Consider the following 20,650-nt stretch of genomic DNA (forward strand, 5'->3'; position numbering starts at 1 on the left):
TCCGGGCACAAGCGGCCAGGCTGCTTGGGTCCGAAAGGCAGGAGACCGCACCGCAGATGACGGACCGACCCGCGCAGCGCACCCCCAACCGCCAGCTCGCCGCGCTCATCGCAGAAGCGGGGTTCTCCAACGCGGGGCTGGCCCGTCGCGTGGACCAGCTCGGCCTCGAACACGGGCTGGATCTCAGATACGACAAGACCTCGGTCACCCGGTGGCTGCGCGGCCAGCAGCCGCGGGGCACCACCCCCGCGCTGATCGCCGAGGTCTTCACCCGGCGCCTCGGCCGCCGCCTCACCGCCCAGGACCTGGGCCTGGACGCCTGTGCGCCCGTCTACGCGGGCCTGGAGTTCGCGGCCGGCCCGGAGGAGGCCGTCGACATCGTCAGCGGGCTGTGGCGCAAGGACTCCGGCAGCCACGCCGAGCTGCGCAAGATCGCCTTCACCCCGGCGGGCCTCGTGGTCCCCAGCCGGGACTGGCTGATCGGCCGGGCCGACGACAAGGTGGCCCGCGGCGAGCCGCCCGCCCGGCTGCCCGCGCAGGGCCGCCCGACGGTGCCCCGCCAGCGCGGCCAGGCCGAGCGCGGCCCGGGCCAGAAGGTCACCGCCGGGGACATCGCCGCGCTCCGCTCGGTCGGCGAGCTCTTCCGCACCCTCGACGACGCCTACGGCGGCGGCCACGCCCGCCAGGCCCTGGTGCGCTACCTGGAGCACGAGTGCGAGCCGATGCTGCGCGGCACCTACGGGGAGCAGACCGGCCGCCGCCTGTTCGCCGCCGCCGCCGACCTCACCCGGCTCGCGGGCTGGACCTCGTACGACATCGCCGCGCACGGACTCGCGCAGCGCTACTTCGTGCAGGCGCTGCGGCTCGCCCAGGCGGCCGGGGACCGGTCCTACGGCGCCTTCGTCCTGGTCACCATGAGCCGCCAGGCCGTCTACCTCGGGCACGGCCGGGAGGCCGTCCAGCTGGCCCGGGTGGCACAGCAGGGGGTCGGCACCAGCGCACCGCCCGTCGTGCAGGCGCTGCTGCACGCGGCCGAGGCGCGGGCGCACGGCGTGCTCGGCGAGGTCCGCGCGTGCACCGGCGCGCTCGTACGGGCCGAACGCGCCCTGGAGGCGGCCCGGCCCGGGGACGAGGTGCCGTACTGGGCCCGCTTCTTCGACGAGGCGCAGCTCGCCGACGAGTTCGGGCACTGCCACCGGGACCTGCAGCAGTTCCGCGCCGCCGCCCAGCACGCGGAGCGCGCCCTGCAACTGCGCGCCCCCTCGTACGCCCGCAGTCGGCTGTTCTGCCGGGTCGTCCTCGCCACCGCCCGCCTCGGCCTCGGCGAGCTCGACCAGGCCTGCGTGCTGGGCGCGGAGGCGGCCGGGCAGGCGTCGGAGATGCGCTCGGTCCGTGCGGTGGAGTACGTCAGGGACTTCGAACGCCGGCTGGAGCCCTACAAGGACGCGGCACCGGTCCGGGGCTACCGCGACAAGGTCGCGGCTCTCGGATGAGCCCCGGACCCGTCCGGGTCTCCCGGCTCAGGCCGCCCTCGGCAACGTCGCCGGCGGGTCCGCCCGGTGCATCGAGCCCGCCGCCCCGAGGTCCGCGAGGATCGCGGCGGCGGCCCGGTGCGCCGAGTGCAGCGCGCCCTGGACGGTGCTGGTGTCGCGGTGGTCGCCGCACACGTACAGGCCCGCCAGCAGCCGTACCGGCCGCCGTATGTCGTGCGGCGGGCGCATCGCGGGGACGGCCTCGGCGGTGTGGTGCACGGCGAGGGTCTCCCAGCGGCGGGTCGAGGTGCCGTACAGCCGGGACAGATGCATGCGTACGGCGGTGTCGACGCCCTCGGGGGGAGCGCCGAGGACGGTCGAGGAGACCAGGGCCCGGCCCGCGGGCGCGCGGCTCGGGTCGACGTCGCTGATCACCGCGGTGTGCGCGACCGGGCCGCCGCGGTCGGCGTCGAGCAGCAGTGAGGCACCCGTGGCCGGTGGTTCGTCCGTCGTGTGGTGGACCACCGTCACCGGATGGAAGTCCGGCACGCGCAGCCCCGGCAGCAGTGCGGCCGCGGCGCGCGCGTCGGTCGCCAGCAGGACCGCGCGGCAGCGGAACTCGCCGTGCTCGGCGGTGGTCACGGTGGTGGTGCAGACGGAGGTGGCCCGGACTCCGGTGTGCACCGTGCCGGGGGGCAGGGAGCGCGCCAGCAGTTCCGGCAGCGCCTCGGCGCCGCCCTCCGGCACGCACAGCCGGCCGCCGGCGAAGGCGCGCAGCGCGAGGTCGGCGCACCGGCTGGACGTCGTCAGCTCCGGGTCGCACAGCAGGGCGGCGAGCAGCGGGCGCAGGAAGCCGTCGACGGTGCGGGCGGGCACCCCGCGTGCCGCGAGGGCCTGGGCCGCGGGCAGTTCGGGGCGGCCCAGGACGCGTTCGACGGGCGTACCGGCGATCCGGGCGAGGGCGGCTCCCAGACGGGCCTGGTCGACGGCGGCGCCCAGCGGCGCACCCGCCCGTACGGGGGAGACGGCCGCGTGCCGGGGGGCGCTTGCCAGGGCACGTACGGCATGGAGTGCGCCCCTTGTGCCCCCCCTTGTGCTCCCTCCGCCCGCCGGTGTGCCCGCACGGTGCCGGCGGCCGTCGCGGTGCAGCAGGACGCCGGGTGCGAAGGGGCGCAGGACGAGGGCGCCGAGCCCCGGTGTCAGGCGTAGCTCCGGATACGACGTGGACAGGAGCTGGCCGATCCGGTCGAGCCGGAAGCCGTCGACCTTCTCCGTCGACATACGGCCGCCCACGTAAGGGGCGGCCTCCAGGACTGCGGTCGTTACTCCTGCGCTGCTCAGCCGATGCGCCGCCGACAGACCGGCGATCCCGGCTCCCACGATGACGACGTCCACCTGGTACACGGGCTCAAGCACGAGGCCCCTCCTCGAGGTTGTGCGGCCGGTGGAGACGTCATGCCCCCAACAGGCTCCAGGGATACCCGAGTTCGGATCGAGGGTAGGGCCGTGATCGGTCAGGAACAGTCGCGCATCGACAGGGCACGGTCGCACGGCGGTCGCATATGGTCACAGGAGTTCATCAGGCCGCTCGGATCGCATCCTCGATCCCCGGGAACGCGAACGTGAACCCCGACTCCAGCAGCCGCTTGGGCACCACCCGTTGGCTGCCCAGCACATCCCCCGCCAGCTCGCCGAGCGCGGCCTTGAGCACCGGCGCCGGGACCGCGAACGCCGTCGGCCGGCGCAGCACGCGCCCCATCGCCTCCGTGACCTCCCGGTTGGTCAGCGGCTGCGGGGCGGTCAGGTTGAACGGCCCCGACAGCCCGTCGGTGGCGAGGAGATGGCGCAGCGCGGCCACCTCGTCGTGCAGCGCGATGTACGACCAGTACTGCCGCCCGTCGCCCAGCCGCCCGCCGAGCCCGGCCCGGAACAGCGGGAACAGCCGTCCCCAGGCGCCGCCGCCCCGGGCCACCACCAGCCCGGTCCGCGCGAACACCGTCCGCACGCCCGCCTCCCGCGCGGGCGCGGCGGCCTCCTCCCACGCCACGCACAACGAGGGCAGGAACCCCTCCCCGGGCGGGGCGCTCTCGTCGACCACCCGGTCCCCGGTGTCGCCGTAGATACCGATCGCGCTGCCGTTGACCAGGACGCGCGGCGGCTCGTCGAGGGTGGCGAGGGCCTGCGCGAGTGCCGCCGTGCCCAGCACCCGGCTCTCCCGGATCCGCCGCTTGTACTCCTGCGTCCAGCGCCGGTCACCGATGCCCGCCCCCGCCAGGTTGACCACCGCGTCGCAGCCGGCGAGCCCGGCGGCGTCCACGTACCGCCCCTCCGGGTCCCAGCAGACCTCGTCCGCGCTCCGGGCCGCACGGCGGACCAGGCGCACCACCTCGTGTCCGTCCGCGGTCAGGGACCGCACCAGAGCGCTGCCGATCAGACCGGACGCGCCGGTCACCGCGATGCGTGAACGTTGCATGCGTCCATCCTGCCGGGTCCCCCCGGGAAATGACGGGCCGCCACCGCATCCCCCGCCGTACAGTGACCGCCATGCCGGACGCTTCCCTACGCACCGCCAGGCCCGAGGACGGCGAGTCGCTGACCCTCCTCGACGTGGCCACCTGGTCCTATCTGCACGCGGTGACGCCCGAGCCGCAGCCGCCGTACCCGCCCTTCTTCAGCGAGCCCCACACCGTCGAGGACCACTTGGTCGCCGAGCTCGACGGCCGCGTCGTGGGCTACGTCCGCCTCGGCTTCCCCACCCCGCTCGCAGCCAACGCGCACGTGCGGCAGATCCAGGGGCTGGTCGTCGCCGAGGAGGCCCGCGGCCGGGGCGTCGCCCGCGCCCTGATCCGCGCCGCCGCCGACGAGGCCCGCCGGCGCGGCGCCCGCCGCATCACCCTGCGCGTCCTCGGGCACAACACCCCCGCGCGGGGGCTGTACGAGTCCGAGGGCTTCGTCGTCGAGGGCGTGCTCCCGGAGGAGTTCCTGCTGGGCGGGGAGTACGTGGACGACGTGTTCATGGGCCGTTCCCTCTGACGCCCGCTCCGGCACCGGCGCCGCTCAGGAGGTGACGAGGTCCCCGGTGTCCACCGGCGCCGTCGCCTCCGCCGCGCGTTCGGCGTCGTCGGCCACCTCGTCCGCCGTCAGCACGTACCCCGTCTCGTCGTCCGAGGTGGAGCGGGCGAACACCACGCCGTACACCCGGCCGTCGGTGGTCAGCAGCGGGCCGCCCGAGTTGCCGGGCCGGACGGTCGACCGTATGGAGTAGATCTCGCGGGTGACGCCGGCGTCGCTGTAGATGTTCTGGCCGTTGGCGTGCACCCGGTTCGCCACCGTGGCCGCCTGCAGATTGAGGTCGCCGTCCTGCGGATAGCCCGCGACGACCGCCGAATCGCCGCGCGCGGCCTTGTCGTCGAAGCGGAGCACGGGGGCGTTCAGACCGGGCACGTACAGCACCGCCACGTCCCGGTTCGGGTCGAAGAGCACCACCCGCGCCTCGTACGACTGCCCGACGCCCCCGATCCGCACGGTCGGGTTGTCGATGCCCGCCACCACGTGGGCGTTGGTCATGACGTGCTCCCACGCGTACACGAACCCGCTGCCCTCGCGTCCCTGGGTGCCGGAGACGCCCTCGATCTTCACCGTGCTCCTCTTGGCGGCCCGCGTGGCCCTGGCCGTGACACTGTCGCCCGAGGGCTTGGCGACCTCGGCCGTCGACTCGTTCTCGAACGGGTTGAAGACCTGCGGGAAGCCCGCCTCCGTGAGGGCCGAGGTGGCCCGCGAGAACCAGGAGGGCGTGGTGTCCGGCATCGCGTTCTGCACCGCGCCCAGCAGCGTGGAGTCACGGATCCCCGTCGTCACCGCCTGGGACGAGGAGGCGCCCAGCACGCTCGCCGCCACCCACGCCACGATCAGCACGGCGACCGAGTTGGCCGCCGCCCCGCCGATCCCGTCGGCCACCCGCAGCGGCCCCTCGTCCAGCTCGTGCCGCAGCCGCAGCGCCAGCCGCCCCGCCAGCTCGTGCCCCAGCATGCCCGGGACCAGCACCGTCAGCACCGCGGTGACGGTCGCCGCCGGCGTCCCGCGCGCGACGAGGTCCATCACCCACGGCAGCGCCCACACACCCACGACCGCGCCGCCCACGAACCCGGCCAGCGACACACATCCGGCCACCAACCCGCGCCGGTAACCGGACACCGCGTAGGCCAGGATCACCAGCACAAGCACCAGGTCAAGCAAGTCCACGGAGCCGCCTTTCTCTCGGACCCCCTAGTACGGGGGGGACGGGCCCAGTGATCAGTTACGCGCGCGTGCCGCCCCTGGATCCGGCCACGTGTGCGTGTACCCCCAGAAACGTCCTCGACCGGGACGATGGTTCCGCCAGGTGGCAGAGCACACATCGCGGGCCGCGCGGACCGTGCCGACAGTGGGGGCCATGCGGATCGGCCGAGGAACCCGGGGCAGAGCGCGCGCGAACGGGGCGCGCGGTGGGCGTGCCCGGCGTGCCCGCGCCGCCGTGCTCACGTTGCTCGGCTGTCTGCCCGGCATCGCGGCCGTCCTCGCGCTGGGACTGTGTGCCCGGGGCGTTGAGCACACGGTCGCCACGGCACGGCAGGCGTCGCCCGCCGCAGGCCGCTCCACCTCCGACCAGACCCCGACGGCCCGTCACCGCGCCGCCCGGCCGCGCATCCTGCCGCGCTCGGCCTGGCTGGACGCCACCGTCCGGCACGCCCAGCCACCCCCGCGCTACGACGACAGGGTCCTCGCCGTCTTCGTCCACCACACCGACTCGCCCAACCACTACGCGTGCGCGCAGACGCCCCGCATCATCCGCGACCTCTACTCCGGCCAGACCGGCGCCCGCAGCTGGGACGACATCGGCTACAACTTCCTCGTCGACCGCTGCGGAACCATCTACGAGGGCCGCGCGGGCGGCGCCGACCGCCCGGTCACCGGTGCCCACACCCAGGGCTTCAACCACCGCACCACCGGCATCGCCGCCCTCGGCACCTTCACCGCCGGGGTCACCGTCCCGAAGGCCATGACCGACGCGATCGCCGCGCTGGCCGCGTGGAAGCTGGGACTTGCCGACATCGACCCACGCGCGCGCGTGCCCCTGGTCTCCAGCAACGGCCTCAGCCGCTACCGGGCCGGCGCCACGGCCACCCTCCCCACCGTCGCGGGCCACGGCGACGGCTACGCGACGAGCTGTCCCGGCAAGGCCCTGACCGCGCGGCTCCCGGCCATTCGGGAGGCGGCGGCGCGGCTTCAGGGCCGGCGAAAGTAGAACTACTCGTTCCGTAACCGCGGATGAATTATTTCTGTCGGTCAGGTGTACAACCTTTCACCCCCTGCTCATGTCGAACTGGCCAACAAGGCGAACAGACCGTCGCCGCCGTCGCTGCCGCACACAATTCCGGGGGAATTCTTGTCCATGGCGATCCGTTGGTTGTGTGCTGCCCTGCGCGTGCGCGGGAAGACCGATCTTTTCCTGGTGCTGCTGTTCGCCGCCGGTTTCGCGGCGCTGCCCGTGTGCGCGCTGCTGCCGTCCCTGTGGGGTTTCGCCGCCGCGTCGGCCGTGACCTACCTCGCGGACGAGGCGCTGCACGCCCGGGCCCCCGGCTTCGTCCGCCGCCTGGCGACGCTGCAACTGAACCGCCCCATGCGGTTCGCCGTCAGGGCGGTGATGCTGCTCGCGCTGGCCGACCGGATGGACGCGCCGGGCGTGGTGCTGGTGGCCGGACTGGCCGTCTTCAGCGCGCACTTCGCCATGGTGATGCTGTACTCCGCGCTGCACCGCGCCATCAGCATCCGGCGGGGACTGCCGGTGGTGGTGCGCAACCTCGACATGAGCGGGGCGGGCATCCCGCAGAGCCCGCCCGGCTACCTCTACCGGCGCTTCCTGCGCAAGCTGCTCCACCTCGACCTGCCGGCCCACGCGGGGCTGCTGGTCGCGCTGGCGGCGGGCACCTGGTCCCCGGCGGGCATCGGCTACGCGCTGACGACCGGAGTGTCCGCGGCGGCGGTGCTGGCGCTGCTCCGGCACTTCCGCAGAGCCCGCCGCACGCCGGACCGTGACGAGGTGATCGCCGAGGTCAACCGCCAACTGGCCGGATACCGGCCCGAGGTGGCGCTGTACTTCAGCTTCGCCGCCGTGTCCCGGGACTTCATGTACCAGGTCAACATGTGGATCGAGACACTGGAGCAGCTCGACCGGCGCCCGGTGATCATCCTTCGGGAGCGGGCCTCGTTCCGTCACCTGAGCCGCACCTGGATCCCGGTCGTCTGCGTACCGAAGGCCGACGACCTGGCCGAACTGGACCTGCCCGACGTCCGGGTCGTCCTCTACCCCGGCAACGCCGGCAAGAACGTGCACATGCTGCGCGTCGCCGAGGCCAAGCACGTCTTCATCGGCCACGGCGACAGCGACAAGCTCGCCAGCAGCAACCGCGTCAGCAAGGTGTACGACGAGATCTGGGTCGCCGGGCGGGCCGGCCGCGACCGCTACCAGCGCGTGCGGCACGCCATCAGCGACGAGGCCATCGTCGAGGTGGGCCGCCCCCAGCTGTCCCCGATCCGGCTGCACGCCGACCACACGCCGGGTCCGCTGCCCGTCGTCCTGTACGCCCCCACCTGGGAGGGCTGGAGCGACGACGACTGCCACACGTCCCTCATCCCGATGGGCGTACCCCTCATCGAGAAACTCCTGGCCGAGAACGTACGCGTCATCTACAAGCCCCACCCGCTCACCGGCAAGCGCTCGGCGGAGGCGTCCGCCGCCGACCAGGCCATCCGGGCACTGCTGCGCGCCGACAACGAGCAGCGGGACGCCGATCAGGCGGAGGCCGCGGTCGCCGCCGCCCGGCCCCGCCTCCAGGAGATCCAGGCCCGCCTGGACGAACTGGCCGGCCGGCTCGACGGCGACTTCACCCAGCAGACCCGTGACGCACGCGTCCCCGACCGCGACGGCGCCGCCGAGTGGCAGGCGCTGCGCGCCGAGTGGCACCGCGTCTTCTGGGAGAGCCGCGGCCCCGTCCGCCACAACGTGATCCTCAAGCAGCTGCCCACCCTGTACGACTGCTTCAACCAGGCGGACATCCTCATCAGCGACGTCTCGTCCGTGGTCGCCGACTTCGTCGCCAGCCTCAAGCCGTACGTCCTGACCAACGCCCGCGACCTGCCCGACGAGGAGTTCCGGGCCGCCTACACCACCGCGGGCGGCGCCTACCTCCTCGACCGCGACTGCACCCGCCTCCCGGACATCCTCCGCTCGGTGCGCGATCCGCGCCACGACCCGATGGCCGCGCAGCGCCGCACGCTGAAGGAGTATGTCCTGGGCCCCGATCACCCCACTTCCATGGAACGCTTCAACGCGGCGGTCAACGTCCTGGCGGACAAGGGCATGATGGAACTGACCGAACGTCATGTGTTTCCGCAGCAGCGGACCGACTCGACCGAGTCGGCGAGGAATTTCCAGCCGGGATTTCTCCAGGGCTGAGCGCGTCAATGTTGGTGGTGTACTTCGATTATGTACATCGGATATATGAAAGCTCGAACACCGTGTCCATAACGCAGATCGATCTGGACGACGAGGTGCTGGCCGAGGCGATGAGGCTCATGGGCACCAGGACGAAGAAGGAGACCGTCAACGCGGCCTTGCGGGACTACGTGGCACGGATAAAGCGCCTCGAAGCGGCCGAGCGACTGGCCGAACGAGGAGCGCGGGGCGAGTTCGGGTGATCACGTATCTGCTGGACGCGTCGGCGTTGCGGCACTTGTTCCGCACCCCGGGAGCACTGCGGCCGTGGGAGAGCCACATCGCCGCCGGGGTGTTCCACATCTGCGAGCCGACGCGCGCCGAGTTCCTCCGCCCGGCCACCGACCCGTCACACCGGGACCAGCTGGCCGAGGAGCTGGACACCCTGTGCCGCCTCTCTCCCGTGCCGAAGGACGCCTGGCGCTGGGTGGACACCGCCCAGTACAGACTGACCCAGCAGGACCGGCACCGCGCGGCCGGAGCGATCGACCTGCTCGTCGGCGCCACCGCGATCCACCACGGGCACACGGTCCTCCACGCGGACGACGGCCTCGCCGCCGTGGCCGGTGTGCTCAAGGAACTCCGGGAGCGGGACGCGCGCGAGGCCGGGCTCACAGGTTCCTCGTAGCCGGCTCACCGATCCCCCCGAGGCGAGCGCCCTAACGTCAGGGGCACGTACTCACTGGAGGTGGGATCAAGATGAACACCGAAGCCGTCCGCGGCCCGTGGACCGTCGTCTGCGCCGTCGCCACGGTCATCCTCGGCCCGGCCGCCGTCACCGCGTCCGCGCTGGACCAGGCCAACCGGGCGCCGATGCACCACGCGGTGAAGGCCGAGCACACGCAGGCGTACATCCCCTCGGACAGCACCACCCGCCGCCGCGCCGCCTGACGCTCACTCCTTGAAGCGGGCCCACAGACGGGGGTACCGCTCGGCCAGCGCCCCCTCGTTCTCGAAGTCGACCGGCGTCCCCTCCGGCTCAGCCGGGGCGGGGGCGATGCCCAGGTCCGGGGCGACCGTACCGGTGAGCTGCTCATAGGCCTCGTCCGCCGCGTAGCCCAGCTCCTCGCCGTCGCCGTCGATCTCCTCGTCGAAGTCGTCCAGGAGCTCGGCCAGGGAGTCCGGGGCGTGCACCGCGCCCTCGTACACCTCGCGGCCCTGGCCGATCAGCCAGCAGCGGAAGAAGTCGAACGCGTCGTCGCTCGCGCCGTCGAGCAGCACCGAAGCGGCACCCCACAGGTCCCAGGTGTACGCGCGGTTGTAGCGGGCCTCGAAGTGACGGGCGAAATCGAGGACCATCTCCGGGTCCAGCGCGAGGAGCCGCTCCACGAGCAGCTCCGCCTGGTCCTCGGGATCGCCCTCGGCGGCATCGCGGGTGGCGTCCACCAGCTCCCAGAACTCCATCTCGTCCATCACGGGTCCAGCATCGGCCCTCCGGCACAAGGGCGCACGCGGAGTGCGGCGGATTGTTATGAGGAGGCGTAGAGCGCGGCCAGCCGGCCCGCGTCCCCGGCGAAACGCGCCCGCAGCTCCTCGGGCGCCAGCACCTCGGCCTCCGGCCCGAGCGCCGTGAGCTGCGAATGGGCCACCTCCGGCGACTCCACCCGCAGCGTGAGGGTCACCCGGCCCTGCTCGTCCGGGTCTCCGGCCGCCTCCAGGGCGTCCCGCGCGGACACCGGATCCACCGCGTACGGCAGCCTCCGCACGCCCTGGGCCGACAGCCGTACGACGACCTCCGCCCGCAGGATCGACCGGGCGAACCGCTCCGCCTGCTCCGCCCAGAAGCCGGGCAGGTCGAACGCGTCGTCCCGCTGGAAACGGGTCTCGCAAGCCTCGGCGGCGGTGAAGCGGCCGATGCGGTACGTCCGGAAGACGTCCGCGTCCGGAACCCGCGCGCACAGATACCAGACCCCCGCCTTCAGCACCAGCCCGTACGGCTCCAGCGTCCGCTCCGTTTCCGTACCGTCCCGCCGGTAGCGGGCCGTCACACACCGGTCGTCCCACACCGCCTCGGCGATCACGGGCAGCGGCTCCGGCGTCTCCGGCTCCCGGAACCAGGCCGGCGCGTCCAGGTGGAAGCGCTGCGCCGCCGTGTGCTGGGCGTCCCGCAGGGAGGGCAGCAGGGCCGCGGACACCTTCAGACGGGCCGCCGACGCCACGTCCTGAAGGCCCATCTCCCTGAGCGCCCCCGGCACGCCCGACAGGAACAGCGCCTCCGCCTCGGTCCTGGCCAGGCCCGTCAGCCGCGTCCGGTACCCGCCGACCAGCCGGTACCCGCCCGCCCGGCCCCGGTCCGCGTACACCGGCACCCCCGCCTCCGACAGCGCCTGCGCGTCCCGCGTGACCGTCCGCTCCGACACCTCCAGCTCACGCGCCAGCTCGGCGGCGGTCATGGCGGGACGGGACTGGAGCAGAAGCACCATCTTGATCAGGCGGGCTGCGCGCATACGTTCATCATGCCGGGGGCCACCGACGACGAAGGGGCACGGCGAGAACGCCGTGCCCCTTCATCCGGCCTGACCTACAGGCCGTACTTCTCCCGCGCTTCCTTCACCGCCGTCGCCTGCACCTCGCCGCGCCTGGCGAGCTGGGCCAGGGCCGCGACGACGACCGACTCCGCGTCGACGCCGAAGTGGCGGCGGGCCGCCTCACGGGTGTCGGAGAGGCCGAAGCCGTCCGCGCCCAGCGAGGAGTAGTCCTGCTCGACCCACTGCGCGATCTGGTCGGGGACCTGGCGCATGTAGTCGGAGACCGCGAGCACCGGGCCCTCGGCGCCCTGCAGCGCCTGGCGGACGTACGGCACCCGCTCCTCGCCGCGCAGCAGGGCCGCGTCGGCCTCCAGCGCGTCACGGCGGAGCTCCGTCCAGGAGGTGGCCGACCAGACGTCGGCCGCCACCCCCCAGTCCTCGGCGAGCAGCTGCTGCGCCTTCAGCGCCCAGTGGATCGCCGTGCCCGAGCCCAGCAGCTGGACGCGCGGGGCGTTGGCGGCCGGGGTGATGCCCGCCGACTCCGCCGTGTTGAAGCGGTACAGGCCCTTGACGATGCCCTCGTCGATGCCGAGGCCGCCCGGCTTGGCGGGCTGCGGCATGGGCTCGTTGTAGACGGTGAGGTAGTAGAAGACGTTCTGGTCCTCGCCGGGGGCCGCCTCGCCGTACATGCGGCGCAGACCGTCCTTGACGATGACCGCGATCTCGTAGGCGAAAGCCGGGTCGTACGTGAGCGCCGCCGGGTTGGTCGCCGCGATCACCGGGGAGTGGCCGTCCGCGTGCTGGAGGCCCTCGCCCGTCAGGGTCGTACGGCCGGCCGTCGCGCCGACGAGGAAGCCGCGGCCGAGCTGGTCGCCGAGCTGCCACATCTGGTCGGCCGTGCGCTGCCAGCCGAACATCGAGTAGAAGATGTAGAACGGGATCATCGCCTCGCCGTGCGTGGCGTACGCGGTGGACGCGGCGATGAAGTCGGCCATCGAACCGGCCTCGGTGATCCCCTCGTTGAGGATCTGGCCGTTCTTGGCCTCCTTGTAGTACATCAGCTGGTCGCGGTCGACCGGCTCGTACGTCTGGCCCTTCGGCGAGTAGATGCCGAGGGACGGGAAGAGGCTCTCCATGCCGAAGGTGCGCGCCTCGTCGGGGACGATCGGCACCCAGCGCCTGCCCGTCTCCTTGTCGCGGACCAGGTCCTTTACCAGACGGACGAAGGCCATGGTGGTGGCGACGTTCTGGGAGCCGGAGCCCTTGTCGAAGGAGGCGAAGGCCTTCTCGGCGGGGGCGGGCAGCGGGGCGAGGGGGTGGACGCGGCGGGCCGGGGCCGGGCCGCCGAGGGCCGCGCGGCGCTCCTGGAGGTAGCGGACCTCGGGGGAGTCGGCGCCGGGGTGGCCGTAGGGGACCACGCCGTCGGTGAAGTCGCTGTCCTTGATCGGCAGGTCGAGCAGGTCGCGCATCGCCTTGAACTCGTCCACCGAGAGCTTCTTCATCTGGTGGTTGGCGTTCTTCGACGCGAAGCCCTCGCCGAGGGTGTGGCCCTTGACCGTCTGGGCCAGGATCACGGTCGGCGCGCCCTTGTGCTCGACGGCCGCCTTGTACGCCGCGTAGACCTTGCGGGCCTCGTGACCGCCGCGCGAGAGGTGGAAGCACTCCAGGATCTTGTCGTCGCCGATCAGCTTCGCCATCTCGGCGAGGGCCGGGTCGGCGCCGAAGAAGTCCTGGCGGATGTAGGCGGCGTCGCGGGTCTGGTACGTCTGGATCTGGGCGTCCGGCACCTGGCGCAGACGGCGTACCAGCGCGCCCATGGTGTCCAGCTGGAACAGCTCGTCCCACGCCGAGCCCCACAGCGTCTTGATGACGTTCCAGCCCGCGCCGCGGAACTGGGCCTCCAGCTCCTGCACGATCTTGAAGTTGGCGCGGACCGGGCCGTCGAGGCGCTGCAGGTTGCAGTTGATGACGAAGGTGAGGTTGTCCAGCTCCTCGCGGGCGGCGAGCGCGAGGGCCGCCGTCGACTCGGGCTCGTCCATCTCGCCGTCGCCCAGGAAGGCCCAGACGTGCGAGGCGGAGACGTCCTTGATACCGCGGTTGGTGAGGTAGCGGTTGAACCGCGCCTGGTAGATCGCGGAGAGCGGGCCGAGGCCCATCGACACCGTCGGGAACTCCCACAGCCAGGGCAGGCGGCGCGGGTGCGGGTAGGAGGGCAGGCCGTTGCCGCCGGACTCCTGGCGGAAGTTGTCGAGGTGCGTCTCGTCCAGGCGGCCGTCGAGGAAGGCGCGGGCGTAGATGCCGGGGGAGGCGTGGCCCTGGATGTAGAGCTGGTCGCCGGACCCGGCGGCCTCCTGGGACTCCTTGCCCTTGAAGAAGTGGTTGAAGCCGGTCTCGTACAGCCAGGCCGCAGAGGCGAAGGTGGCGATGTGGCCGCCGACGCCGTGCTTGCTGCCCCGGGTGACCATCGCCGCCGCGTTCCAGCGGTTCCACGCGGTGATCCGGGCCTCCATCGCCTCGTCACCGGGGACGGCGGGCTCGGCGGCGGTCGGGATGGTGTTGACGTAGTCGGTCTCGAGGAGCTTCGGCAGCGCGATGCCGCCCGCCTCGGCGCGCTCCAGCGTGCGCCGCATCAGGTACGCGGCGCGGTGCGGCCCTGCCTCCCTGGCGACGGCGTCCAGGGAGGCCTGCCACTCGGCGGTCTCCTCCGGGTCGCGGTCCGGGAGCTGGTCGAGCGCGCTCGGCTGGATGGCGTTGGGGTCGGTCATGTCGCCGCCTTCCTCAGTCGAAGGGGGTTCCCTCACGGGTAAGGGTTCGGGGGTGCCCTTGGTCTTTGGCAGGACAGGGCGATAGACCTCGGTGGAAGTCCGTCGGCGACTGTAACCCCCTGATCGATGATCGATCAAAGGGTTGAGGGGCAAAACCTCTCGATTTCGAGAAAGTCGGCACGGGGTGCCTCCGGCGAGGGCACGGAGTGTCGGCCTTTGGCGGGATTTCCGCAGGTGAGCGCGGGGATGCTCGCCTGAATCAGGCGCGCGGAGCGCAACCCAGCACGTGGGCCTTCACCAGCTCCGCGATCCGCGGGTCCCGGCGCTTGAAGGCCTGCACCAGCTCCTCGTGCTCCTCCGCGTACGACTGCTGGACCGTGCCCAGCCAGCGGATGGAGAGGGCGGTGAACACCTCGATGCCCAGGCCTTCCCAGGTGTGCAGCAGCACCGAGTTGGCCGCCGCGCGGACCAGCTCGCGGTGGAAGCCCACCGTGTGGCGGACCTGGGCGGTGCCGTCGGCGTTGCGGTCGGCCTCGTAGAGGGCCAGGACGTGCGGCTCCAGGGCCGAGCAGTCCTCCGCGAGGCGCTGAGCCGCCAGTTCCGCCGCGATGGCCTCCAGACCGGCCCGCACGGGGTAGCTCTCCTCCAGGTCGGCCGCGGTCAGGTTGCGTACCCGTACGCCCTTGTTGGGCGCCGACTCGATCAGACGGAGGGATTCCAGCTCCCGCAGCGCCTCCCTGACCGGGGTCTGGCTGACCTCCAGTTCGGTCGCGATCCGCCGTTCCACGATCCGCTCGCCCGGCTGCCAGCGCCCGCTGACGATTCCCTCCACGATGTGCTCGCGGATCTGCTCGCGCAGCGAGTGGACGACGGGCGCGGTCATGAGGGCTCCTTAGGGAGGGCTTTGACGTTTAGACAATACGGCCGGTTCGCTCCGCGGGTAGGGCGTGTGGGTGGGCTTTCGCCCAGGTGAGACGAGGCGCACATGGGGTTTTCGGCGCCTGAGAGCTCGGTGCGGTCTGTCGTCGGGCGGCTGCGGGGTGTCGGTGGCTTGTCGCGCAGTTCCCCGCGCCCCCACACATCGGTGCCCTTGCCCGGAACTTCCGGGCAAGGGCACCGATGTGTCGCGGCTGATCAGCGATTACAGGCCGAGCTCGACCTCGAACTCGCCCGCCTCCAGGATCGCCTTGACCGCCGTCAGGTAGCGGGCGGCGTCGGCGCCGTCCACCAGGCGGTGGTCGTAGGAGAGGGTCAGGTAGGTCATGTCGCGGACGCCGATGACCGTGCCCTCCTCGGTCTCGATGACGGCCGGACGCTTGACCGTGGCACCGATGCCGAGGATCGCGACCTGGCCCGGCGGCACGATGATCGTGTCGAACAGCGCGCCGCGGGAGCCGGTGTTGGAGATGGTGAAGGTCGCGCCGGACAGCTCGTCCGGGGTGATCTTGTTCGCCCGGACCTTGCCCGCGAGCTCGGCGGTGGCCTTGGCGATACCGGCGATGTTGAGGTCGCCCGCGTGCTTGATGACCGGGGTCATCAGGCCCTTCTCGGAGTCCACCGCGATACCGACGTTCTCGGTGTCGAAGTAGGTGATGGTCCCCTCGGCCTCGTTGATCTTGGCGTTGATGACCGGGTGGGCCTTCAGCGCCTGGGCCGCGGCCTTGACGAAGAACGGCATCGGGGAGAGCTTGACGCCCTCACGGGCCGCGAACGCGTCCTTGGCCCGGCCGCGCAGCTTCATCAGACGGGTGACGTCGACCTCGACGACCGAGGAGAGCTGGGCCTGCTCGTGCAGGGCCTTGACCATGTTGTCGCCGATGACCTTGCGGATGCGGGGCATCTTGACGGTCTGGCCACGCAGCGGGGAGACCTCGAGCGCCGGGGCCTTCTTGGCGGCGGCCGGAGCGGCGGCGGCCGGAGCCGGAGCGGCGGCGGCGGCCTTCGCGGCCTCGGCGGCGGCGAGCACGTCCTGCTTGCGGATGCGGCCGCCGACGCCGGTGCCCTTGACGGTGGCCAGGTCGACGCCGTTCTCGGCGGCGAGCTTGCGCACCAGCGGGGTCACGTACGCGCCCTCGTCGGTCGCCTGGGTGGCGGTCGGCGCGGTGGGCGCGGAGGCCGGGGTCACCGGAGCCGGGGCGGGCGCCGGAGCGGACGGCACCGGCTCGGGGGCCGGGGTGGTCACCTGCTGCGGGGCGGGAGCCGTGGGCGCCTGCGGGGTGGGCGCCGGGGCGGCGGGAGCGGGAGCCGGGGCCTCGGCGGCGGGCGCCGGAGCCGGGGCGGCCGGAGCCGGAGCGGCGGCCGGAGCGGCACCCGGGGCGCCGATGACGGCCAGCTTGGCGCCGACCTCGGCGGTCTCGTCCTCGCCGACCACGATCTCCAGGAGCACGCCGGAGGCGGGCGCCGGGATCTCGGTGTCGACCTTGTCCGTGGAGACCTCGAGCAGCGGCTCGTCGGCCTCGACGGACTCGCCGACCGACTTCAGCCAGCGGGTGACGGTGCCCTCGGTGACGGACTCACCGAGCGCGGGCAGCACCACGTCCGTGCCCTGGGCGCCGGAAGCACCGGCGGTGGCCTCGGCGGTCGGGGCCGGGGCCGGGGCGGCCTGCTCCGTGGAGGGGGCGACCGGGGTCTGGGCGGCCGGAGCGGCCGTGGGGGTGGGCGCCGGCTCGGGGGCCGGGGCGGCCTCGGCGGCCGGGGCCGGAGCGGCGGCGGGCGCGCCGCTGCCGTCGTCGATCACGGCCAGCTCGGCACCGACCTCGACGGTCTCGTCCTCGGCGACCTTGATGGAGGCCAGCACACCGGCGGCGGGGGAGGGGATCTCGGTGTCGACCTTGTCGGTCGAGACCTCGAGCAGCGGCTCGTCGGCCTCGACGCGTTCGCCCTCGGCCTTCAGCCAGCGGGTGACAGTGCCCTCGGTGACGCTCTCGCCGAGCGCCGGAAGGGTTACGGAAACCGCCATGGTTTCGGTTGCTCCTTACGAGTTGCGGAAGTCTGTGTCGTCGCTTCGTCGACCGAGGGTCAGTCGTGCGAGTGCAGCGGCTTGCCCGCGAGGGCCAGGTGGGCCTCGCCGAGCGCCTCGTTCTGCGTCGGGTGGGCGTGGATGAGCTGGGCGACCTCGGCCGGCAGCGCCTCCCAGTTGTAGATCAGCTGGGCCTCGCCGACCTGCTCGCCCATGCGGTCGCCGACCATGTGGACGCCGACCACGGCACCGTCCTTCACCTGGACGAGCTTGATCTCGCCCGCGGTGTTCAGGATCTTGCTCTTGCCGTTGCCCGCCAGGTTGTACTTCAGAGCGACGACCTTGTCCGCGCCGTAGATCTCCTTGGCCTTGGCCTCGGTGATGCCGACGGAGGCGACCTCCGGGTGGCAGTAGGTCACCCGCGGGACACCGTCGTAGTCGATCGGGACGGTCTTCAGACCGGCCAGACGCTCCGCCACCAGGATGCCCTCGGCGAAGCCGACGTGCGCGAGCTGGAGCGTCGGGACCAGGTCGCCGACGGCGGAGATGGTCGGGACGTTCGTCCGCATGTACTCGTCGACCAGGACGTAGCCGCGGTCCATCGCGACGCCCTGCTCCTCGTAGCCCAGGCCCTGCGAGACCGGGCCGCGGCCGACGGCGACGAGGAGGACCTCGGCCTCGAACTCCTTGCCATCGGCGAGGGAGACCTTGACACCGTCCTGGGTGTACTCGGCCTTCTGGAAGAAGGTGCCCAGGTTGAACTTGATCCCGCGCTTGCGGAACGCGCGCTCGAGAAGCTTGGAGGAGTTCTCGTCCTCGACCGGGACGAGGTGCTTCAGACCCTCGATCACCGTGACGTCGGAGCCGAAGGACTTCCACGCCGAGGCGAACTCGACGCCGATGACACCGCCGCCCAGGATGATCGCGGACTTCGGCACGCGGTCCAGGACGAGGGCGTGGTCGGAGGAGATGATCCGGTCGCCGTCGATCTCCAGGCCCGGCAGCGACTTCGGCACGGAGCCGGTCGCCAGCAGGACATGGCGGCCCTGCACGCGCCGGCCGCCCACGTCGACGGAGGTCGGGGAGGACAGACGGCCCTCGCCCTCGATGTAGGTCACCTTGCGGGAGGCGATCAGGCCCTGCAGACCCTTGTACAGACCGGCGATGACGCCGTCCTTGTACTTGTGGACGGCCGGTACGTCGATGCCCTCGAAGGTGGCCTTGACGCCGAACTGCTCGCTCTCGCGGGCCTGGTCGGCGATCTCGCCCGCGTGCAGCAGGGCCTTGGTGGGGATGCAACCCCGGTGCAGGCAGGTGCCGCCGACCTTGTCCTTCTCGATCAGGGCGACGTCCAGGCCCAGCTGCGCCCCGCGCAGGGCCGCGGCGTACCCACCGCTACCACCGCCGAGGATCACTAGGTCGAAAACGGTGCTGGCGTCGTTCGCCACGTCACGTCCTCCATGCATGTGCGCCACGCCGGTCGTCGGTGACCGGTCGGCGGCTGGTGTCCGGCCGCTCTTCTTCGGCCCTGTGGTGGGGGCCCTGTCCTGCCGTGCCCCATCTTCGCACTTGTCGGCGCGCAGGGAGACGCCGGGCCGGGGTGTGAGACGTCTGATCCATCACGTCTCGAGCTCCCGGCAAGGGACGAACCCACGGATTTCGCACCCGTGGGTGACGCGGCCCCCAGGGGCGCGGGGAACTGTGCGACCAGCCCCCGCGCCCCCGCGGTCGCCGTACCGCGGACTCAGCCCAGGTCGCCCGTGGCCGTCAGCTCCGCCAGCCGGACCAGCGTGCGCACACCCGAGCCGGTGCCGCCCTTGGGGGTGTAGCCGAAGGGGCCCTGCTCGTTGAAGGCGGGGCCGGCGATGTCGAGGTGGGCCCAGGTGATGCCCTCGCCGACGAACTCGCGCAGGAAGAGGCCGGCGACCAGGCCGCCGCCCATCCGCTCACCCATGTTGGCGATGTCGGCCGTGGGGGAGTCCATGCCCTTGCGCAGGTGCTCGGGCAGCGGCATCGGCCAGGACGCCTCGCCGACCTCCCCGGAGGCCTCGACGATCGCCGTGCGGAACGCCTCGTCGTTGGCCATGACACCGAAGGTGCGGTTGCCCAGCGCCAGCACCATCGCGCCGGTCAGCGTCGCCACGTCGACGATCGCGTCCGGCTTCTCCAGCGAGGCCGCCCACAGCGCGTCACCGAGGACCAGGCGGCCCTCGGCGTCGGTGTTGAGGACCTCGACGGTCTTGCCGCTGAACATGCGCAGCACGTCGCCCGGGCGGACCGCGGTGCCCGACGGCATGTTCTCGGCCAGCGCCAGCCAGCCGGTGACGTTGACCTCCAGGCCCAGCCGGGCGGCGGCGACGACGGCGGCGAACACGGCGGCGGCGCCGCTCATGTCGCACTTCATCGTCTCGTTGTGACCGGCGGGCTTCAGGGAGATGCCGCCCGAGTCGTAGGTGATGCCCTTGCCGACGAAGGCCAGGTGCTTCTTCGCCTTCGAGTTCGTGTACGACAGCTTCACCAGGCGCGGCCCGGCCGCGGAGCCGCCGCCGACGCCCAGGATGCCCCCGTAGCCGCCCTTGGCCAGGGCCTTCTCGTCGAGCACCTGCACCTTGATGCCGTGCTCCTTGGCCGCCGCCTGCGCCACCGCGGCGAACGCCTCCGGGGTGAGGTCGTTCGGCGGGGTGTTGATCAGGTCGCGGGCCCGGTTGAGCTCCTCGGAGACGGCGACGGCACGGGCGACGGCCCCCTTGTGGGCCGCGTCCCGGGGCTTGCCGCCGAGCAGCGTGGCCTCGGCGAGCGGGCCCTTGCCGTTCTTCTTGTGGTCCTTGCCGTTGTCCTTGTACGCGTTGAAGGAGTAGGCGCCCAGCAGCACGCCCTCCGCGACCGCGCCGATGTCACCGGAGTCGGCGACCGGCAGGGCGAACGCGGCCTTCCGGGAGCCGGTGAGGGCGCGGGCGGCCACGCCGGCGGCCCGGCGCAGCGTCTCGGCGTCGTACCAGTCGTCCTTCTCCGGCTCAGCCCCCAGGCCGACCGCGAGGACGAGCGGCGTCTTGAAGCCGGCCGGGGCGGGCAGCTTCGTCAGTTCGCCCTCGGCACCCGAGGCACCGAGGGTCTCCAGGACGCCGGCGAGCCTGCCGTCGTACGCCTTGTCCACGGCCTCGGCGCCCGGCGCGACGGTGAGGTCCCCGGACTTGGACGCAGCGCCCTTGGCGACACCGATGACGATCGCGTCGGCCCGGAGGCCGGGCGCCGCGGCGGTGCTGAGAGTGAGAGCAGTCACGGTGGTGAAATCTCGCTTCCGATGTGAAGTTCCTGTGGCCGATATGGGTGGGTCGACCGGGCCCGGAGAGCGACCACCCTAGAACCGGCCTGGGGGTGTGTTGCGACCGGGGCCTTCACCCTGTCGGCGAACACCCGGGACGAGCCTACGCGCGTGACCGCACCGGCTCATT

17 protein-coding genes are annotated in these 20,650 nt (G+C 72.4%); 7 read left to right on the top strand and 10 right to left on the bottom strand.

The window, feature by feature from the left end; translation table 11 throughout:
* The first annotated feature begins 56 nt into the window (after positions 1 to 56).
* Positions 57 to 1,493 (top strand): regulator, encoded by a 1,437-nt coding sequence (locus ACZ7L0_RS08935; protein WP_471241750.1) that lies wholly within the window; start codon positions 57 to 59, stop codon positions 1,491 to 1,493.
* 27 nt (positions 1,494 to 1,520) lie between these two features.
* Here the strand turns inward: ACZ7L0_RS08935 and ACZ7L0_RS08940 are convergent, their stop codons facing one another.
* Both ACZ7L0_RS08940 and ACZ7L0_RS08945 read right to left on the bottom strand, forming a co-directional pair.
* Positions 1,521 to 2,888 carry an NAD(P)/FAD-dependent oxidoreductase gene (locus ACZ7L0_RS08940; protein ID WP_471241751.1) on the bottom strand — a complete coding sequence of 456 codons (1,368 nt, stop codon included), beginning with the start codon at positions 2,886 to 2,888 and terminating at the stop codon, positions 1,521 to 1,523.
* A 163-nt stretch (positions 2,889 to 3,051) separates the two neighbouring features.
* Entirely contained in the window at positions 3,052 to 3,945 is an 894-nt protein-coding gene (locus ACZ7L0_RS08945; protein ID WP_471241752.1) for a TIGR01777 family oxidoreductase, read from the bottom strand.
* A 71-nt stretch (positions 3,946 to 4,016) separates the two neighbouring features.
* Here ACZ7L0_RS08945 and ACZ7L0_RS08950 point away from each other — a divergent pair, with 71 nt between their 5' ends.
* The gene (locus ACZ7L0_RS08950; RefSeq protein WP_471241753.1) at positions 4,017 to 4,505 is read left to right on the top strand and encodes a GNAT family N-acetyltransferase; all 489 of its coding nucleotides are present in this window, start codon (positions 4,017 to 4,019) and stop codon (positions 4,503 to 4,505) included.
* Positions 4,506 to 4,529: 24 nt separating this feature from the next.
* Here the strand turns inward: ACZ7L0_RS08950 and ACZ7L0_RS08955 are convergent, their stop codons facing one another.
* Entirely contained in the window at positions 4,530 to 5,714 is a 1,185-nt protein-coding gene (locus tag ACZ7L0_RS08955) for a MarP family serine protease (RefSeq protein WP_471241754.1), read from the bottom strand.
* Positions 5,715 to 5,985: 271 nt separating this feature from the next.
* Between ACZ7L0_RS08955 and ACZ7L0_RS08960 the strand changes: the two genes are divergently transcribed.
* The 5 genes from ACZ7L0_RS08960 (at position 5,986) to ACZ7L0_RS08980 (ending at position 9,897) form a co-directional block, all read left to right on the top strand.
* Entirely contained in the window at positions 5,986 to 6,756 is a 771-nt protein-coding gene (locus tag ACZ7L0_RS08960; protein ID WP_471241755.1) for a peptidoglycan recognition protein family protein, read from the top strand.
* Positions 6,757 to 6,903: 147 nt separating this feature from the next.
* On the top strand, positions 6,904 to 8,967 hold the full coding sequence (locus ACZ7L0_RS08965; protein ID WP_471241756.1) for a hypothetical protein: 2,064 nt from the start codon (positions 6,904 to 6,906) through the stop codon (positions 8,965 to 8,967).
* A gap of 62 nt (positions 8,968 to 9,029) precedes the next feature.
* On the top strand, positions 9,030 to 9,209 hold the full coding sequence (locus ACZ7L0_RS08970) for a type II toxin-antitoxin system VapB family antitoxin (protein ID WP_471241757.1): 180 nt from the start codon (positions 9,030 to 9,032) through the stop codon (positions 9,207 to 9,209).
* The gene (locus tag ACZ7L0_RS08975) at positions 9,206 to 9,634 is read left to right on the top strand and encodes a PIN domain-containing protein (protein WP_471241758.1); all 429 of its coding nucleotides are present in this window, start codon (positions 9,206 to 9,208) and stop codon (positions 9,632 to 9,634) included. The genes ACZ7L0_RS08970 and ACZ7L0_RS08975 overlap by 4 nt, the downstream gene beginning before the upstream one ends.
* A gap of 71 nt (positions 9,635 to 9,705) precedes the next feature.
* Positions 9,706 to 9,897, top strand: a complete 192-nt coding sequence (locus ACZ7L0_RS08980; protein ID WP_471241759.1) for a hypothetical protein — start codon at positions 9,706 to 9,708, stop codon at positions 9,895 to 9,897.
* Positions 9,898 to 9,900: 3 nt separating this feature from the next.
* Here the strand turns inward: ACZ7L0_RS08980 and ACZ7L0_RS08985 are convergent, their stop codons facing one another.
* From ACZ7L0_RS08985 to ACZ7L0_RS09015, 7 genes are all read right to left on the bottom strand, one after another.
* Positions 9,901 to 10,419 (bottom strand): DUF4240 domain-containing protein, encoded by a 519-nt coding sequence (locus tag ACZ7L0_RS08985; RefSeq protein ID WP_471242196.1) that lies wholly within the window; start codon positions 10,417 to 10,419, stop codon positions 9,901 to 9,903.
* 56 nt (positions 10,420 to 10,475) lie between these two features.
* Positions 10,476 to 11,453, bottom strand: coding sequence for a helix-turn-helix transcriptional regulator (locus ACZ7L0_RS08990; RefSeq protein WP_471241760.1), 978 nt, complete (start codon positions 11,451 to 11,453; stop codon positions 10,476 to 10,478).
* Between the two features lie 74 nt (positions 11,454 to 11,527).
* The gene (gene aceE, locus ACZ7L0_RS08995; RefSeq protein ID WP_471241761.1) at positions 11,528 to 14,239 is read right to left on the bottom strand and encodes a pyruvate dehydrogenase (acetyl-transferring), homodimeric type; all 2,712 of its coding nucleotides are present in this window, start codon (positions 14,237 to 14,239) and stop codon (positions 11,528 to 11,530) included.
* Between the two features lie 259 nt (positions 14,240 to 14,498).
* On the bottom strand, positions 14,499 to 15,122 hold the full coding sequence (locus tag ACZ7L0_RS09000) for a GntR family transcriptional regulator (protein WP_471241762.1): 624 nt from the start codon (positions 15,120 to 15,122) through the stop codon (positions 14,499 to 14,501).
* 258 nt (positions 15,123 to 15,380) lie between these two features.
* Positions 15,381 to 17,198 carry a 2-oxoglutarate dehydrogenase, E2 component, dihydrolipoamide succinyltransferase gene (sucB, locus tag ACZ7L0_RS09005; RefSeq protein ID WP_471241763.1) on the bottom strand — a complete coding sequence of 606 codons (1,818 nt, stop codon included), beginning with the start codon at positions 17,196 to 17,198 and terminating at the stop codon, positions 15,381 to 15,383.
* Positions 17,199 to 17,257: 59 nt separating this feature from the next.
* On the bottom strand, positions 17,258 to 18,646 hold the full coding sequence (lpdA, locus tag ACZ7L0_RS09010) for a dihydrolipoyl dehydrogenase (RefSeq protein ID WP_471241764.1): 1,389 nt from the start codon (positions 18,644 to 18,646) through the stop codon (positions 17,258 to 17,260).
* Positions 18,647 to 18,942: 296 nt separating this feature from the next.
* The gene (locus ACZ7L0_RS09015) at positions 18,943 to 20,478 is read right to left on the bottom strand and encodes a leucyl aminopeptidase (protein ID WP_471241765.1); all 1,536 of its coding nucleotides are present in this window, start codon (positions 20,476 to 20,478) and stop codon (positions 18,943 to 18,945) included.
* Positions 20,479 to 20,650 lie beyond the last annotated feature (172 nt).

This window comes from Streptomyces sp. NPDC039424 (assembly GCF_055639495.1).